Source organism: Gammaproteobacteria bacterium (genome assembly GCA_016195665.1).
GTDB lineage: Bacteria > Pseudomonadota > Gammaproteobacteria > SURF-13 > SURF-13 > JACPZD01.
Map to the genome: position 1 here is coordinate 1 of JACPZD010000031.1, position 16,193 is coordinate 16,193.

Genomic DNA, 16,193 nt, shown 5'->3' on the forward strand with positions numbered 1-16,193 from the left:
ACGCCGTGCCGGGTGCCTCCTATTTTGTCTCCACCCGCGCTACCGCGCGGACTCCGACAAAACATCCGGCCCTACGGCTACGCGGGGGGCGTCGCACACCGCTCGTCCGCTATCGCTCCCTCGCTTCCATGTGCTCCTTCCCCGAGCTTATTATTCTTGACGAGCCTACCACCGGCGTAGACCCGGTCTCGCGCCGCGACTTCTGGAACATCCTTGCGCAACTGATTCAGGAAAAAGGCATTACCGCGCTGGTGTCCACGGCCTATCTCGACGAAGCGGCGCGTTTTCATCATATCTCCCTGGTACTTGGCGGCAAGGTGCTTGCCCAGGGCGAACCGCAGGAAATAGCGCATCTGACGCCGGGCCGTATTGTTGCGCTGCACAGCACTCAACAGCTGGAGACCCTGGAAAGACTACGGGAGCATTTCCCGCAGGTCGAGTCATTAGGATCGTGGATACGCAGCTTCGTGGATGAAAACGACGATGCCGCTGCTATAAGCAGGATAAAAGGCGTGCTTGGTGCGCTGCCTGTGGATGACATCCATGTATCAGAGCCCGAACTGGAGGATGTATTCATCACGCTGCTTAGACAGCGCTCAGCCGCGCAGCCGCAATCCCCAGGGGATACGCCACCCTCCCCTTCTCAGTGGACCCATAATGCGCAACAAGGCGCTGCTACGCAAGGACAGCATCACACCATTGAAGCGCTTGATTTAAGCAAAGACTTCGGTAGGTTTCGCGCCGTAGAGCAGGCGAGCTTCCGCGTTCCGCAAGGGGAAATCTTCGGTCTGCTGGGCGCCAACGGGGCAGGCAAGACCACTGTGATCAAAATGCTCACCGGAATCCTGCGCCCTAACAGCGGCGTAGGACGTGTGGCCGGCGTTGACATGCGCCGCGCCGGACAACGCATCAAAGGGCGTATCGGTTATATGTCGCAGGCGTTTTCGCTTTATCTTGATCTCACGGTATTGGAGAACATCAACTTGTACGCCGGCATCTACGGACTAAGCGGTAACGAGAAACGCCAGCGCACCGCCTGGGTGGTGAAGATGGCGGGCCTGAGCAGTCACGAAACGGACCGCGCCAGCAGTCTGCCAATAGGTTTGCGGCAACGCCTGGAGCTGGGCTGCGCCTTGGTGCACCGCCCACAGGTGCTGTTTCTCGATGAACCGACATCGGGTGTGGACCCCTTGGGGCGGCGCCGGTTCTAGGACATTCTTTTCAAGCTGTCGCGCGAAGACGGTGTGGCCATCCTCATCACGACGCATTATATGAGCGAAGCGGAGCACTGCGATCATCTGGCGTTGATGTACGCCGGGCGCATCGTCGCCGACGCCACGCCCGCCGGGATGAAACACCAAGTCGAGAGCGAGGCGGGCCGGTTGCTGGAGATCAGCGTCGCGGAACCGCGCCGCGCCGTACGGGAACTTGCACAAAACGGTGTGACTGATACCGCATTGTTCGGCAAGCGCATCCATTTTCTATCGCGTGAGCCTGAGGCCGATAAGCAACGCATAACGCAGATTTTAAGCGCCGCAAATATTCGGCTTGATGCGATCATGCCGCGCCCGCTGTCCATGGAGGACGTGTTTGTCTATCGCGTCACGGCCTTGGAGCAACAGGAACGGCACGCTGCGGGAGCTGAGGCATGAACCCGCAGACCGAAGCCAAAGGTCACGAGACTGGACATGGCCTCAAAGGCATGAACGCGCCGCAAGACACCGTTTTCCATGCGCAACAGCTCAGCAAGATTTACCGCATGGGCGAAGTTGAGGTGCACGCGTTGCGCTCCTTGAATCTGGAAATTTATCAGGGTGAGTTCGTGGTGCTGCTCGGGCCTTCGGGAAGCGGCAAGTCCACGCTGCTCAATATTCTGGGCGGCCTGGACACGCCCGCCAGCGGCGTCGCCCGGTGGCGCGACCATGATCTGGCGAAGGCCGACGAGCACGAACTCACGCGATATCGCCGCGAGCACGTGGGCTTCGTATTTCAATTTTACAATCTGATTCCCAGTCTCACGGTGCGCGAAAACGTCGCGCTGGTCACCGAGATCGCGCCTCACCCCATGTCGCCCGAAGAAGCCTTGGAGCGCGTGGGGCTCGGCCAGCGCCTGGATCACTTTCCTTCGCAGCTCTCCGGCGGCGAGCAACAGCGCGTCGCCATTGCGCGCGCCATCGCCAAGCGCCCCGATGTGCTGCTGTGCGACGAGCCCACCGGCGCGCTCGATTATGAAACCGGCAAGGTAGTGCTGGAGGAGATCGCCATGATCAACCGCGAACTTGGCGCCACTGCGGTAGTGATCACGCACAACGCCGCCATCGCCGGCATGGCGGACCGTGTCATGCATCTCGCCGACGGCCGCATCACGCGCGTTGAACGCAATACGCACAAACTAACCCCGGAGGAGCTGCGCTGGTGAAGATGCTCAATAAAAAACTGGTGCGCGACCTTTGGCGCATGAAGAGCCAAGCCGTCACTATCGCACTGGTGGTGGCGGCCGGTATCGCCGGTTTTATCGGTTCGCTTTCCACCTACGATTCGCTACGGTGGTCGCGTGAGAATTACTACGATACTGCGCGCTTCGCCGACGTGTTCGCCGAACTGAAGCGCGCGCCCAGGGCGGTCGAACGCAGAATCGCGGAGCTTCCCGGTGTGGCGGATGCGGAAACCACCGTCCAGTTTGACGTGACGCTCGACATACCCGGCGTAGCCGAGCCTGTGGTCGGTCGCATGATCGGCCTGGCTGACGGCGGTCAGCCGCGGTTGAACCGGCTCTTTATCCGCCATGGCCGCCTGCCGGAAACCGGCCGGCCGCACGAAGCCGTGGTATCGGAAGGGTTCGCCGCCAAGCGCCAGATCAAGCCAGGGGATCGGCTCGCCGCCCTGATCAACGGTAAGCGCGAAACGATTGAGATCGTCGGCATCGGATTATCGCCGGAGTATATCTTCGCCACCCGTGGCGGCGCGTTTCCCGACGATCGAGGCTTCGGCGTGTTCTGGATGGATCGCGTGCATCTCGCCTCCGCGTTCACCAAGGTTTCGGCGCTGGGCGTGGAGGAGCAGCGCGTCAACGTGGTCATGGACATCGCCTCGCCGAGAGAGCAATGGCTGACGTTGGGCGATGGTTACAAGGTGGATACGCGTATCGTCATATTCAGCGCGGAGAATGTGCTGAAGGTGCCGGTGAGCGCCCTGTTCTGCGAGGGCGACAATTGGGCGGTATTCATGGCGCGCGACGGGTATGCGCAGAAGCGCACGGTGCAGATCGCCAAGCGTAACGGGCTGGAAGCCTTGGTGGAAAAAGGTTTGGACATGGGCATGCAAGTCATCGTGTATCCCGGTGACGCGGTGCACGACGGCGTGCGTATAAAAGCGAGGTAAAGCATATGAACATAACTGCAACGCAACATACGCTGGATGCACCCAGCAAGGCGGTGCTGGAACGCTACCGCCGTGCGTTGAACTATCTCACCGCGGCGCAAATATACCTGATGGATAACCCGCTGCTGGAGGAACCGCTTAAACCCGAACACATCAAGCCACGCCTGCTCGGACACTGGGGCACCGCGCCCGGCATCACCCGCGAAGAAGGCGCCACCACCACGCCGTTCGACATGCACATCCGCAACCGCACCAGCCGCTACCACCTGGTGATCCAGGCGGCGCGGAGGATGGCCGCCTGTCATCCCCATTTTTCAATGCAAGCCGAGGCATTGATCGTGGAATATGAACGCAAGCTCGCCGACCATCGCACATTCATTCTGCGCGAGGGGCTTGACCCGCCGGAGATCAATGACTGGCGCCGGCGGGACTAGCGCAGGCCGGTGCAACCATGAACATGCGGCGTATAACGGCACTGGCTGCCAAGGAATGGCGCGAGATACTGCGTGACCGGATTTTCTTTTCCCTGGCCTTTATTGTCCCGCTGGTGTGGATGCTGGTGTTTGGCTACGGTCTTACCCTGGATGTGGAAAATGTGCCCATTGCGATTCTGGATTATGACCGCAGCAGTCTCAGCCGGGATTATTCACATCGCTTTACAGATTCACGCTATTTCGACTTCAAAGGGTATCTGAAAGAATTACGGGAAGCGGACCGGTTGCTTGGCGCGGGCCGAGTGCGCGCCGTGATAATTATTCCCGAGCAGTTCCAGGAAAATCTTCTGAGCGGACGTCGTGCCGAGGGTACAGTCCCTGATAGACGGCAGCTTCCCGGTTCGGGCCGAGACCATTCAAGACTATGTGGAAGCCATCAACGCCGTCATGAGCGGGGCGTTGCAGGTTCAATATATTACCCGCAGCGCGGGCCTTTCTCCATCCCAGGCGCAGACCCTGATCGAGCCGTTGCGCATCAAGGTACGTTATCTGTATAACCAGGAGCTGCGCAGCATTTGGTCCATCGCCCCGTCGCTTATCATGTTTACCATGATGCTGGCCTCCCCCATGTTAACGGCCTTAAGCATCGTGCGCGAGAAGGAAACCGGCGCGATTTACAACATCTATGCGTCCACCGTCACCCGCCTGGAATTTCTGGCGGGAAAACTATTGCCCAACGTGACGATCTCGGCCATCAACGCCATGATCCTCTGGCTGGTTGCCGTTTTTTATTTCGGCGCGCCGTTCAAGGGGGATATTGTCTTCTTTGTTTGCGCCACGCTGTTGTATGTGCTGTGCACCAGCAGCATCGGTCTGCTGGTTTCCCTGCTGGTGCGCACCCAGATGGCGGCGCTGGTGGCAAGCACGATTATTGCCATGATACCGGCCATTCAGTTTTCAGGCATGCTGGCGCCGGTGTCGTCGCTGAGCGGATCCGGCTATGTACAGGCACACCTTTTTCCGCCCATGTATTACAACAACGTGCTGATGGGGAGCTTCCTCAAGGGTGTTGGATTGGAGACTTTGTGGCCCAATGCGGCCGTGCTCGCCCTCTACAGCGGCCTGTTGCTTGCCCTATGTTATGTCCTGTTTCACAAACGGACCAACACATGAAACGCACCCTGCTTGCGCCCCTGCTACGCTGCGCCTTATGGATAAGACGCCTTGAGGTGATGACCGTCAAGGAACTGAAGCAGTTGTCGCGCGATGTCGCGCTGATGGTTTTTATCATCTATGCCTTCACCCTCGAGATCTATGTAGCCGGCTCAGGCGTCGCCCTGGAATTGAAAAACGCCTCGCTGCTGGTGCACGATGCCGATCACAGCGCCGCCTCGCGTGATCTCATCTATCGTTTTCAGCCGCCTTACTTTAACCTTTCCAATGAAGCCGCTCACGGTAACGAAGGTGTGCGGCTCCTGGATCGTGGCGAGGCCATGTTGCTGTTGGATATTCCGCCGCAATTCAGCGAGACACTGCTGCGGTCCGAACGCACCGCGCAGGTACAGTTGCTGGTGGATACCAGCAACTCCACTATCGGCTACCTCGCGTCCAGCTATAGCACTCGTATCGGGCAGATGTTTTCCGAGAACTGGATTCAGGAGCGATTGATATTGGCCGGCTTAGACCCCCGGTCACTACCGAGCATCGGGAATGAGCGCCGCATATGGTACAACCCGGACCTGAAAAGCTCCTGGTTCAACGCCATCAGTGAATTGCTCGGGATGATGACGGTGGTGGCGGTACTGCTGCCCGGTGCGGCGCTGGTGCGCGAGAAAGAACGCGGAACCATAGAGCAATTGCTGGTCTCTCCACTGTCGCCTTTTCAGGTGATGTTTTCCAAGGTGCTGGCCATGACCCTGGTGATCCTGCTCGGTGTCACGTTGAGCTTATTCGCCATCATGCAACCCTTCTTCGCCGTCCCGGCCAGGGGCAGCCTGATTCTGTTTTTCTGCCTGACCGCCTTGTACGCGTTCACCACCTCCGGTCTCGGCCTGGTCGCCGCGACCTTCGCGCGCAATCAGGCTCAGGTGGGGATGCTGACCATCCTGATGGTGGCGCCGATGATAATGTTATCAGGCGCCTGGACGCCGCCCGAAGCCATGCCGGTCTGGCTAAGATACCTGGTGCATCTTTCGCCGTTGCATCATTATATTGATGTGGCCTATGGTATTCTATTGCATGGGGTAGGGCTGAGTATCCTGTGGCCCGCGGCGCTCTCCATGCTGGTTTTGGGCGGGATGTTGTTTGGACTGGGGCTGTGGCGCTTCCGCAGACAGTTTGGGTAACCTCACCCATTAATCAGGGGTCGCTTAATTAGAATAACCTGCTGCTTGTTCTAACTTTGCACATGGCGCTCCGCTCCCGGCAATAGGAGGCTGGGGAATATATTTCTAGCCCCGTGTTACTTAAACGGGGAGCGAAAATGGCAAAAAAACCCTCCATAGGGTGGATAACGAAATATCATGAAAGAAGCGCCGCTGCCGCCCGATGAATCGGTAAGGCTGTCCACGCTGTATGCTCTGTCTATCCTGGATACGCCTCCCGAGGCGCGTTTTGATCGCATCACGCGTTTTGCCATGCGCCTGTTCGATGTGCCGATCGCGCTCATTACCCTGGTGGATGCGGAGCGCCAGTGGTTCAAATCCTGTCAAGGCCTGGATGTCTCCGAGACGCCGCGCGGTATTTCATTTTGCGGCCACGCCATTTTAGAGGACCGCGCACTGGTCGTATCCGACGCATTGCTCGACGAGCGCTTTGCCGATAATCCGTTAGTGACAGGAGAGCCGCATATCCGTTTCTATGCCGGCTTCCCGATCAGTGCGCCGAACGGCAGCCGGCTCGGCACTTTCTGCGTTGTAGACCGCCGTCCGCGCCACCTGGATCAGGAACAACTCGACACGCTGCGTGACATGGCTGTGTGGGCACAGGACGAATTGTACAGCGCGGAACTCGCGCGCGCCTTCCAGCTCTCACAGCAAAATGCCTCATTGCGCGCCGAGATCGCCGATCGTATCAGAGCGGAACAGGCACTGCGTGAAATAGCCATTGCACTGGAAAATGCCGTCGAGGGAATCGCGCGGCTGGATGCAGAGGGGCGCTACAGCACGGTCAACAAGGCCTATGCCGACATGATCGGTTACGCCCCGGAAGATCTGATCGGCGCCGAATGGTCGATAACAGTGCACCCGGACGACCTTGGCTTGGCGAAGGCAGCGTACCAGCGCATGCGGGCGAGCGGGAAATCGGAGGTGGAAGTCAGGGGCTTGCGCAAAGATGGTTCGGTTTTCTACAACCATATAGTGATGGTCGGCACCTACGACGAGCAGAATAAGCTCATCGGTCACTATTGCTTCATGCATGACATCACTCAGCGCAAACAGGCAGAGGCGCGCCTTGAACATCTGGCGCTTTATGACCCCTTGACCGGGCTTCCCAATCGCAAGTTGCTTGACGACCGTCTGCGGCAGGTCTTAAGCGAGGCAGACCGCGAAGGTCACATGGTCGCGCTGCTGTTTATCGACCTCGACCACTTCAAGCACATCAATGACAGCTTCGGGCATGGCATGGGGGACAAGTTGCTCAGGGCGGTGGCCGGTCAGCTCAGCGCCGGCCTGCGGGCGGGTGATACCATTGCCCGCCTCGGAGGAGACGAGTTTGCCGTGGTGCTTCCTAATATTCGCCACGTGGACGAAGTGGCCGGTATTGTCCGGAAGATCCAGGCGTTGCTGGACGCCCCCTTCACTGTTGATGGACGGGAGCTGCATGTGAGCGCGAGCATCGGCATCACCCTGTACCCGCTGGATGAGGGCGATGTGGAAGGTCTCATCAGAAATGCCGACACCGCCATGTACCACGCCAAGGAGTCGGGGCGAAATACCTTCAGGCTCTATACGGCCGAACTCCATGCCCGCGCCACCCGGCGTCTGGCTCTTGAAAGCGGGCTGCGCCACGCCCTGAATCGAGAGGAATTCGTGTTGCACTACCAGCCACAGGTGGATCTGCGCACCGGAAGGCTTGTCGGCATGGAGGCGTTGCTGCGCTGGCGCCATCCCGAGGAAGGACTCATTCCTCCCATGGAGTTTATCCCCGTGGCCGAGGAGACCGGGCTGATCGTGCCAATTGGCGAGTGGGTGCTGAAGACCGTCTGCACCCAGATCAGGGTTTGGGAAAAACAGGGGTTTCCGCCGCTGCGGGTCGCGGTCAACCTCTCGGTGCAGCAGGTCAAGCATCGAGTCCTGCTCGAGACAGTGCGCCGGGCGCTCGCCGAGGCCCGGGTTGAACCACAGTATCTTGACCTCGAGCTCACCGAGAGCATCCTTATAAAGGGCGCGCAGACGACCACCTGCATCGAGGCGCTGGACGAAATGGGAGTAAACTTCTCCCTCGATGATTTCGGCACCGGCTACTCCTCGCTTGCCTACCTCAAGCGCTTCCCGATCGATCATCTCAAGATCGACCGCAGTTTCGTGCGTGACATCGCCACTGATCCCGATGATGCCGCGATCGTAAAGGCCGTCATCGCCATGGCGCGTGCGCTCGGCATGAAAGTTATTGCGGAGGGGGTGGAAACCCGCGAGCAACTCGAGCTCCTGAGCGGGGAGGGCTGCGACATGATCCAAGGTTACTACTGCAGCAAACCGCTCCCGGCCGATGAGATTACCGAATTGGTCCGGGACTGGGAGCGGATTCGGGAGAGCAAATTCGGGCTTCGTTACTCAGGAGCCACAAAGTGACGCGATGGGAAGTGTAGTCTTACTTACTGACCTATGAGTAACCTCGGACACCTGCAAAGCAAACGGGGTCGGACTGAGGCATACCCGTTTCTTCGGTGATTTTCAACGGCTACACGCGGCGATCAAGCAACTGTGCTTCGCTAGAGCTGTACTTCAGGATTTATAAAAGCGTATGCAGCTTTCCCAGCGCTTCTTCCACCGCCCGGCGGGTTACCCTGCCCTTGTGTTTCGCCTTGCGGGCCATCCAGTCCAGGCTCTTAACCTGATCGGCGAGCACCACACCCACCGCACCCGGCGCTTCATCCAGTGAAACCTCAAAAGGGTAACCTTTAACCTGGCTTGTGATGGGGCAACACAACATCAAGCCCGTGCGCGCGTTGTAAGCCTCGGGCGACAACACCAAGGCCGGACGATGCCCGGCTTGCTCATGCCCGGCCTGTGGATTGAATTCAAGCCACACGATATCGCCGCGGTCGGGTACATACTTGGCCGCCATTACAACATCTCACGGCCACGGGGGGCGCCAAAATCGGCTTCATCGTGCAGATTGTCTTTACGAATCTCCTTAAGCAAGCTCTCCAAACGATAACCACGCCGCTGCGGCATCAGTACAATTGACTCATCCGCAACCTCGATATCCAGGGCGTCGCCCTCACGGATACCCGACTGCTCTACGATCCCTTTCGGCACACGCACCGCCAAACTGTTGCCCCATTTTTGAGCTTTGGTTTTCACACATGAACTCCAATATAATGTATCTACAAAGTAGATACTATTATCATGCTGCTGGCGTGTCAACAAAAAAGAAGTGTTGCGCGGCAAACCCGTCACCCGCGCCCTCAAGCAGGGAATGATGCAGAACATGCATCGTTCCCCCGCACACATGAAAAAACCCGCCATTGCAGAATAAACCTTAGTTCTTTACCGTCAACACCCCGTCGCCGCGCAACTCCGCGACAAAACCCGCGCGCCGCAAGCGTTTCGCCACTTCATTGGGCACGTCGCGGCCGCTGGTTAACTTGTTCGGGGCCCCCGTGTAGTGAAACAGCTTGCCCTTGCGCTTCAACACTCTGGCGTCGGCACCAATTTGATCAGCGACGTCGTGTACCGCGACACCGGCTGAAACGTCTCGTCAACCCAGGAATAGATGGTTCTGTCATTACAGGCTTCGAGGTAGGGAAATAACCGGCCTTGCCAGACCCATCCCTCAACGCCCGCCGCAACCATCGCCGTCGAAAGCCCCAGATCGAGTGAGCACTCGACATTCGTCACGCCGGCCTGCACCGCCGCGCGCAATGTCTCATGCTCTTTCAATGTTAACAGCGGCCCCATCTAACTCCGATCCGGCATGGCGGCTGTAGTGCGATGGCGCGCTTTGCCCTTCAAAGCCATTTCCCAACCAAGGCCGGTCGCGCCCATTTCATTTTCTTACTTAGGCCAGCACGGGATAGTCGGTATAACCCTTTTCCCCCGGCGTATAAAAAGTGTTGGGATCGGGCGCGTTTAACGGTGCCTTCGTCTTCCAACGGGCGGGCAGGTCCGGGTTGGCGAGGAACAGACGCCCCACCGCGATGAGGTCTGCCTTGCCAGAGGCCAGATCGCTCTCAGCACGCGCGGCATCATAGCCACCCGAAAGGATCAAGGTGCCGTGGAACTGGGAGCGGAAGGTCTCTTTGATCGACGCGGGCACCGTGGGCGCGCCCATCGCCGAATGATCAACCAGATGCACATACACCAGGCCGCGCGCACTGAGCTGCCGCGCCATGTACGTGTAATCGGCCTCCATCGCGTCATAGAGCGGCATGTCATTGAACACCCCATAAGGCGAGAGCCGTATCCCAACCTTGTCCTTACCGATAGCATTGATCGCAGCCTCCGCCACCTCTAACACAAAGCGCGCGCGATTCTCGATCGACCCGCCGTAGCCGTCGCGCCGCTGGTTGGAATTGGGACGGATAAACTGCTCCAACAGATAACCATTGGCCGAGTGCAGCTCGATCCCGTCAAAGCCCGCCTTCACCGCATTGCGGGCCGCCTGCGCATATTCGCCGATCGCAGTCTTGATATCCGCCTCGGTCATCGCCTCAGGCACAGGCAGTGGTTTCATGCCCTCGGCATCGGTATACATCTCGCCGACGGCGCCACTACCCGCGCCCCGGCGGGCAAATTCAATGGATGTGTTATGCGACCCGTATGCATCAATTGCATGAAAAACTTCGCGCCACCCTGATGCACGGCGGCGGTGATGGGCTTCCACCCTTCCACTTGCGCCTCGGAAAAAATCCCCGGTATGCGGGGATACCCCAGGCCGTTGGGCGATGGCGAAGTGCCTTCGGTAATGATCAGCCCCGCCGAAGCGCGCTGCTGGTAATACTGCACCATCAGCGCGGTAGGAATGTTGTTGACGGCGCGGTTGCGCGTCAGCGGCGACATCACCAGACGATTCTGCAACTCCACGGAACCCAGCTTATATTTCGAGAACAACAGCGACATGCCTGCCTCCATTTAGAGTTGCGATAGTGATGAACAAGCGCTTGCTAAAACAAAATATGGGTCTATGCCACTTGGCCTTAGCCATCACCCAACGTTAAACTCGCCATTCCACGCCCCATCACCCTCTCTGTAGCAAAGCTAGGAATGCTGTTTGGTAGCTTGGTAGCTTACCTTAAGCCGTTCTGCCCGCATCGGCTAACATGGCGCGTATGCACTCTTCAAGTGGGGATAGGTATTTATCGATCACAGCGGCAACTGTCAGCGGATCAATATTTCCCAGATAGTTATGCACGAGGATATTGCGAAAGCCACTGATTTCTTGCCAAGGAATGGCCGGAAAGGTGGTCTTTTTGTCCCCAGGTAGCAATTGCGTGGCTTCGGATAGAGTCTGCAAATTACGCAAGGCGGCATCATACAGTACCTCATCCCGTGTGAGATCACCACGTGCCTGGATGCGTCGAATCTTCGCGATGGCGTCAAGGATATGCAGCGCATAGGGCTGCCAAGGCTTACTCATAATTCCACGGCCTCCTTCAGAACCTGTTCACGGATATGGCGATTGAGTTCATGTTCTGGCACCAGTTCCACCCGGCGATGGAGCAAATCCGCCAGCCGTGCTGTCAGAGGCAGTCGCTGGGTGAACAAATCGTAACCGTAGGGAAAATCCACCAGAAAATCCACATCGCTATCAGGCCGCTCCTCGCGCCTGGCGACAGAACCAAACACGCGGATGCGTCGAGCGCCATATTGACCGCCCAAGGCCGCGATAGCCTCTTTCTTGCCACGCAATTCATCCAGTAACATAGCTAATCCCCATCACGTATTTCGGTAATACCACCTGCCTATTATGGCGCAATCGCGCGGAATCTCCATCCCGTCCTTGATAAAGAAGTCCGGGTTGAATTTGCCGCGCTTTGGGTGTTCCCTCTTTTTCCAAGCGTAATCAATCTCGTAGAAGCGTGTCGCGGTGGATTTGATCCATGCCTGGTAGTGTGGCAGGTTCACCGCGTCGAGTAGCACTTTGATAAACCGCTGCTCAGGGTCGGAGTCGGCAATTATTGCGTTAAGCGGTATTTTAAAATCGTGGCGGTTGGCAATGGGAATGCATCTGAACCCGCTGCCCGGTTCAGCAATTTCGTCAAAGAATTCAATTTGCTCGTCTTTAAGGCTGTCGCGGGTTTGGTCAGTGAAAAATACAGACTTGTCGTGACGTAGCTCCGCCGCGCTCACGCTATCGGACTGGCGCTGCCGGGTAGTCAATGTATGGAAGCGGTTCGCAGATAAAGTATAGCGTACGCTCTCGGAGACCTTGCGCCGGAGCGTGCCAAGCGCCTGAAGAAACTTCTGCCGAACGCCGTCAGTCGCCACAGTCATGCCACGCCGCGCCAGTGAGTCTTTGACAAGTTTCTCCAGTCGTTCTAAGGGAAACTTGTCGGTGTAGTACGTGCGCATTTTTGGATCGGGGTCATCGGGGTCTTGCTCTTCTTCCAGACGGCGGTACATATGTACTGCAATTTCGTGCGGTGTGTAAGTTTTGTGCTGAATATTGGTCTGCCACTTGAATCGTTCGCCGGTTGCGGCGCGTTCAAATTCGATACTGACATCCTCGGCTGGAACATCGGCGGCCAAATCAACATAACCCTTCTCAAAGAATTTGTACCCGCCCGTCATGGGTGTTTTAACTGAGACAGCCTCAAGGCTGTAGTCAATATTGTGCAAATCAAAATGATGGGGCGAGTCATCCAGAACATGTACGGACAGCCGCTTCTCGATTTCCAGGATTTCATTGACCAAGTGCCGGATGCGAGAGGCCCATGCGTCGTGATTAAAGACCGTCACTTCTGGCTGCGTGCCTTCCCACCCGTTTGGGACGCGCAGGCCGCGCCCGAGCACTTGGGCAATAAGCAGCTTGCTGTCGAACGCCCGCTCTTCATGGGGCACGATCTGGAACACGCGCTTCACGTCCCAGCCTTCATTGAGCATGGATACCGAAACAACCCACTCGACCTTGCTGGTAGCGCTATCTACATAGGGCAGTTTCGCCACATCCGGGGCGTTGTTGTATACCACCAGTACACGCTCGTTTGCTGCTTCGGACGTGAGGCCGTCAGTCTCGATCAAAAAGGCCTTAAGCTCTTCCGCCACATCCTTGCAGCGGTTGATCTTGGGGGTGACGATAATCGTGAGTGGTAGCAGCTTGTGCCGCTTCAGCTTGCGTTTAATGTCTTCATGGCGATTGCGGATTAACTGCCATTTCTCATCCGGGTCGCCGGTCTGCGGCATTTCCGCCACATAGTCCACGCGCTTGACGTACCGCTCCTCCATTGCCTGCCGCAACGAATAGCGGTAGATCACATCAGAAAAATAATCGTCGCCCACATAGCAGGTGCCGGAAACACCCAGAATGTACCGGAAACCGTAGCCCGGATCGTCCAAAAACTCTTTCCACTTCCTGGATTTCGTTGCAGGCTCGTTGGCAACGTGGTGTGCCTCGTCGTTGAGCACTGCGGTATGCGCGCCCTTGCCCCATAGGTTTGCCCGGATGCTCGAACCCACATGCTGCAAGATCGCGTGGTAGTTCTCCACGCAGATACTGCCTTCAGTGATCGTCTCGGAGGCGTTGATAATGCGCGGCGATGAAATCTTTGAATCCCCAGGGAGCAAGGCCCGCAGGTCGGCGTTGCCCGCCATTTCCCGGAATTTTTCCAGCAGACCGGCCTCGATCGTCGTCGAAGGACACAACACCAGCACCCGGTCCACCACGCCCTCGGCCAGCAGAATTGCTGCAACGCCATAAAGGATATAGCTCTTTCCCGTGCCGGTGGCAAGGTCAAGCGAAGCGGAAAGCGTGTCCGGTAATTGAAGGTGGCGTTCCATCCCCGCCCATGAACCATAGCGGGTTTCCAACGCCGGATTTTCTTCGTAGTTAGCCTTGGCAAGTGCCTTCAAATTAGCGTATTCGCCGCCGAGCCAATAACGCAGGGCCGTACGGATGGCGTCTCTCTGGTAGTCGCGTCCGCCGCACAGTTCGTCGAGGAACGCCTCATAACGGCCCTCGTCCCAGCGCGCGCGATCCACCGCTGGGCTGACTTTGAGAACCAGGTCTTCGTTGCGGAAAAGTTGTCGGTCAGGGCTAGGTGGCATGGCTCAATTTCGTTTTGGCCTTCGTTTTGGCCTTTGGTTTGGTCGTCTTGGCAACCGGTTTGGAGGGTTGGAGGCCAAACTGCGTGAGCGGTATCACTACCCTGGCTTCGTTGCCGTGGGTGTCGATGAGTACCGCCATCACATTATCCCCAAGGCTTTCAGCGGAGAAGCGCGCTTCCCATCCGGCTGCTTCCATCTGGTGATTGTAAAAGACGGCGTCCAAGTCAAATACGTCGCCGTTATAGTCGAAATCCAGCATCAGCATCGAGAACGTTTCCATCCCGCCGTGGGTGTCTTCGCCGCGCAGCCGCGCGCGACTCTCGAATTTATCGATTTTCAGGAAAGCCTCTTTGATCAACTGGCCTTTGCGGGCGCTTACGCCAACCGTCCATTTAGCTTTCGGCGGCTGGATGAAGTCGAAGCCGACCGAATCCACCGTATCGTTCACCCCCATTTCGTCATTAGGCTGTTTCAGCGCGGTAAACTCGCGCTGGTGCAGTTCGTTGATGATTGAATAGGGAACCCGCATCGCGTAATAGCGCACCCCATCCAGGTCGATGTAGTCCTGCTGAAAGCCGAACACTCCGCGCGGGGCGATGATGTAAAACTTGCGGCCAATCTTCTTGCCGACAGCGGCGTGGATGGTCTTGACGGTTTCTTCGTCTATGCCTGCTCCGGGTTTTTCATGGTGGTTGAACACCAGCACGCTCGCCCCCTTGAGCTTGCCGTCCAGTTGCAGCCCGCCAATCCGGATGTGATTCGTTTTGGATTGGAAGACATCATAATTTAAGGAGTCAGCGTCCTTTACACATGCTTTACACATGGATCGCCACACTTTCGCGAACACATCAGGGCGAAATCAGCGCGAGTTTCGGGAAATAGGTCTTGTAGCGATTCGTATCGCGCGTCAACAGCGCGATGCCGCCGATCGCGGCGTGCGCACCGATATAAAAATCCGGCAGTGGCGAACGCCGCTTGCCGCCCGAGCGGCGGTATTTGACGAAACATTTTCCTGCAAGAAATCCCGCTTCCCATGGCAACGGGTCGCGGCGAAAAAACTCCGGCGGCAGGGCCAGGTCGAGGTCTTCGATCCGGTCGAAACCGATGGAGACCTCGCTGTAAATAATGGGGTTAATGACGAGCATATGGCTTTCAGCCCATTTTTCAAGCTGGCCGGCTGACCAGTCATACCATTTTGGGTCTTCGGTAACCACATCAAGTATGACGTTACTATCCACCAAGATATCAGCCATCTGTGTCGGCTGCCCTCAATTGCCGCGAGTCAGCGCCATAATTTCGTCAGTGCTAAGACGCGTGGTGGCCTTGCCGCGCATGACCGTTAAGAGACGGCGGCCCCGGCGTGGAGTTTTCTCTGCTTTTTTCACGATAACGGTATTACCCCTGACGATGAACTCTACTTCGGTATTAGGCAACAATCCCGCCTTTTGCCGGACTTCAATGGGGATAGTAACCTGGCCTTTACTGGTGACACGCATGACGGCATCCTCACATGAAATTCTTACTTAACAGAGTAATACTTGATTAAAGCAGGGTCAAGGGGTTTCCAGCAGATCCATACAACAAAGCCCAACGACAAACCCTTCAAAGGTGTTCGGAAGAAACGGTAATCGTTCCGTCATGGTTAAGCCGCCTTATGCCGCTTTCGGGTTTGAGTGGCGGCGTCCACCCGTTCGACTTCCATCACCACTTTGGCGCCGATGGATTCCTTGGCGATAGCCAGGTCATAACGAGTTTGCAGGTTCATCCAGAAGTCCGCGCTCGTCCCAAAGGCGCGGGCGAGCCGCAGGGCGGTTTCGGGCGTGATGCCGCGCTTGCCGTTCAAGATATCCGTAATCCGGCCCGATGGCACACGCAGCCCGAGGGCTAGCCGGTTGGCGGAAAGGTCGCGCGCGGCGAGCTCGCGTTTCAGGATTCGGCCAGGATGGAT

Annotated in this window: 16 protein-coding genes and 3 pseudogenes; 8 read left to right on the plus strand and 11 right to left on the minus strand. The window is 57.4% G+C overall.

Going from position 1 to position 16,193, the window contains the following annotated elements; translation table 11 throughout:
- The 8 genes and pseudogenes from HY028_08725 to HY028_08760 form a co-directional block, all read left to right on the plus strand.
- Nucleotides 1-1,211: ATP-binding cassette domain-containing protein (locus tag HY028_08725; GenBank protein ID MBI3344921.1), on the plus strand; the 1,211-nt coding region annotated here is incomplete at its 5' end.
- A 33-nt stretch (nt 1,212-1,244) separates the two neighbouring features.
- Nucleotides 1,245-1,652, plus strand: coding sequence for a hypothetical protein (locus HY028_08730; GenBank protein MBI3344922.1), 408 nt, complete (start codon nt 1,245-1,247; stop codon nt 1,650-1,652).
- Between the two features lie 50 nt (nt 1,653-1,702).
- Nucleotides 1,703-2,419 carry an ABC transporter ATP-binding protein gene (locus tag HY028_08735; protein ID MBI3344923.1) on the plus strand — a complete coding sequence of 239 codons (717 nt, stop codon included), beginning with the start codon at nt 1,703-1,705 and terminating at the stop codon, nt 2,417-2,419.
- The gene (locus HY028_08740; GenBank protein ID MBI3344924.1) at nt 2,416-3,381 is read left to right on the plus strand and encodes a hypothetical protein; all 966 of its coding nucleotides are present in this window, start codon (nt 2,416-2,418) and stop codon (nt 3,379-3,381) included. Before HY028_08735 ends, HY028_08740 begins: the two co-directional genes overlap by 4 nt.
- 110 nt (nt 3,382-3,491) lie before the next feature.
- Nucleotides 3,492-3,815: a hypothetical protein gene (locus HY028_08745; protein ID MBI3344925.1), complete on the plus strand. Its 324-nt coding sequence runs from the start codon at nt 3,492-3,494 to the stop codon at nt 3,813-3,815.
- A 17-nt stretch (nt 3,816-3,832) separates the two neighbouring features.
- Nucleotides 3,833-4,988, plus strand: a pseudogene (locus HY028_08750) (ABC transporter permease).
- Complete coding sequence (locus tag HY028_08755; GenBank protein MBI3344926.1) at nt 4,985-6,160, plus strand: ABC transporter permease; 1,176 nt, start codon at nt 4,985-4,987, stop codon at nt 6,158-6,160. The pseudogene HY028_08750 and the gene HY028_08755 overlap by 4 nt, the downstream one beginning before the upstream one ends.
- 177 nt (nt 6,161-6,337) lie before the next feature.
- Nucleotides 6,338-8,608, plus strand: coding sequence for an EAL domain-containing protein (locus HY028_08760; GenBank protein ID MBI3344927.1), 2,271 nt, complete (start codon nt 6,338-6,340; stop codon nt 8,606-8,608).
- Between the two features lie 160 nt (nt 8,609-8,768).
- Here HY028_08760 and mazF read toward each other — a convergent pair whose 3' ends face one another.
- The 11 genes and pseudogenes from mazF to HY028_08815 all read right to left on the minus strand — a co-directional run bounded on the left by mazF (nt 8,769) and on the right by HY028_08815 (nt 16,193).
- Nucleotides 8,769-9,104 (minus strand): endoribonuclease MazF, encoded by a 336-nt coding sequence (gene mazF / locus HY028_08765; protein MBI3344928.1) that lies wholly within the window; start codon nt 9,102-9,104, stop codon nt 8,769-8,771.
- Nucleotides 9,104-9,343, minus strand: a complete 240-nt coding sequence (locus HY028_08770; protein ID MBI3344929.1) for an AbrB/MazE/SpoVT family DNA-binding domain-containing protein — start codon at nt 9,341-9,343, stop codon at nt 9,104-9,106. Before HY028_08770 ends, mazF begins: the two co-directional genes overlap by 1 nt.
- A gap of 178 nt (nt 9,344-9,521) precedes the next feature.
- Nucleotides 9,522-9,940 (minus strand): annotated as a pseudogene (locus HY028_08775) (hypothetical protein).
- A gap of 100 nt (nt 9,941-10,040) precedes the next feature.
- Nucleotides 10,041-11,101, minus strand: a pseudogene (locus tag HY028_08780) (alkene reductase).
- A gap of 172 nt (nt 11,102-11,273) precedes the next feature.
- Nucleotides 11,274-11,618, minus strand: a complete 345-nt coding sequence (locus tag HY028_08785; protein ID MBI3344930.1) for a DUF86 domain-containing protein — start codon at nt 11,616-11,618, stop codon at nt 11,274-11,276.
- On the minus strand, nt 11,615-11,905 hold the full coding sequence (locus HY028_08790; protein MBI3344931.1) for a nucleotidyltransferase domain-containing protein: 291 nt from the start codon (nt 11,903-11,905) through the stop codon (nt 11,615-11,617). Before HY028_08790 ends, HY028_08785 begins: the two co-directional genes overlap by 4 nt.
- 12 nt (nt 11,906-11,917) lie before the next feature.
- Nucleotides 11,918-14,245, minus strand: a complete 2,328-nt coding sequence (locus tag HY028_08795) for a DEAD/DEAH box helicase family protein (GenBank protein ID MBI3344932.1) — start codon at nt 14,243-14,245, stop codon at nt 11,918-11,920.
- Nucleotides 14,235-15,092 carry a hypothetical protein gene (locus tag HY028_08800; protein ID MBI3344933.1) on the minus strand — a complete coding sequence of 286 codons (858 nt, stop codon included), beginning with the start codon at nt 15,090-15,092 and terminating at the stop codon, nt 14,235-14,237. Before HY028_08800 ends, HY028_08795 begins: the two co-directional genes overlap by 11 nt.
- A 1-nt stretch (nt 15,093) precedes the next feature.
- Nucleotides 15,094-15,498, minus strand: coding sequence for a type II toxin-antitoxin system VapC family toxin (locus tag HY028_08805; GenBank protein ID MBI3344934.1), 405 nt, complete (start codon nt 15,496-15,498; stop codon nt 15,094-15,096).
- A gap of 15 nt (nt 15,499-15,513) precedes the next feature.
- Entirely contained in the window at nt 15,514-15,741 is a 228-nt protein-coding gene (locus HY028_08810; protein MBI3344935.1) for an AbrB/MazE/SpoVT family DNA-binding domain-containing protein, read from the minus strand.
- Nucleotides 15,742-15,887: 146 nt separating this feature from the next.
- Nucleotides 15,888-16,193: a HigA family addiction module antidote protein gene (locus HY028_08815; GenBank protein MBI3344936.1), complete on the minus strand. Its 306-nt coding sequence runs from the start codon at nt 16,191-16,193 to the stop codon at nt 15,888-15,890.

What these genes read in the sequence shown, in the direction of transcription:
- HY028_08745 (MBI3344925.1), top strand. Translation starts at nt 3,492, where the DNA reads ATGGATAACCCGCTGCTGGAGGAACCGCTTAAACCCGAACACATCAAG.
- HY028_08805 (MBI3344934.1), bottom strand. Translation starts at nt 15,498, where the DNA reads ATGGCTGATATCTTGGTGGATAGTAACGTCATACTTGATGTGGTTACC.
- HY028_08760 (MBI3344927.1), top strand. Translation starts at nt 6,338, where the DNA reads ATGAAAGAAGCGCCGCTGCCGCCCGATGAATCGGTAAGGCTGTCCACG.
- HY028_08810 (MBI3344935.1), bottom strand. Translation starts at nt 15,741, where the DNA reads ATGCGTGTCACCAGTAAAGGCCAGGTTACTATCCCCATTGAAGTCCGG.
- HY028_08785 (MBI3344930.1), bottom strand. Translation starts at nt 11,618, where the DNA reads ATGAGTAAGCCTTGGCAGCCCTATGCGCTGCATATCCTTGACGCCATC.
- mazF (MBI3344928.1), bottom strand. Translation starts at nt 9,104, where the DNA reads ATGGCGGCCAAGTATGTACCCGACCGCGGCGATATCGTGTGGCTTGAA.
- HY028_08795 (MBI3344932.1), bottom strand. Translation starts at nt 14,245, where the DNA reads ATGCCACCTAGCCCTGACCGACAACTTTTCCGCAACGAAGACCTGGTT.
- HY028_08755 (MBI3344926.1), top strand. Translation starts at nt 4,985, where the DNA reads ATGAAACGCACCCTGCTTGCGCCCCTGCTACGCTGCGCCTTATGGATA.
- HY028_08735 (MBI3344923.1), top strand. Translation starts at nt 1,703, where the DNA reads ATGAACGCGCCGCAAGACACCGTTTTCCATGCGCAACAGCTCAGCAAG.
- HY028_08790 (MBI3344931.1), bottom strand. Translation starts at nt 11,905, where the DNA reads ATGTTACTGGATGAATTGCGTGGCAAGAAAGAGGCTATCGCGGCCTTG.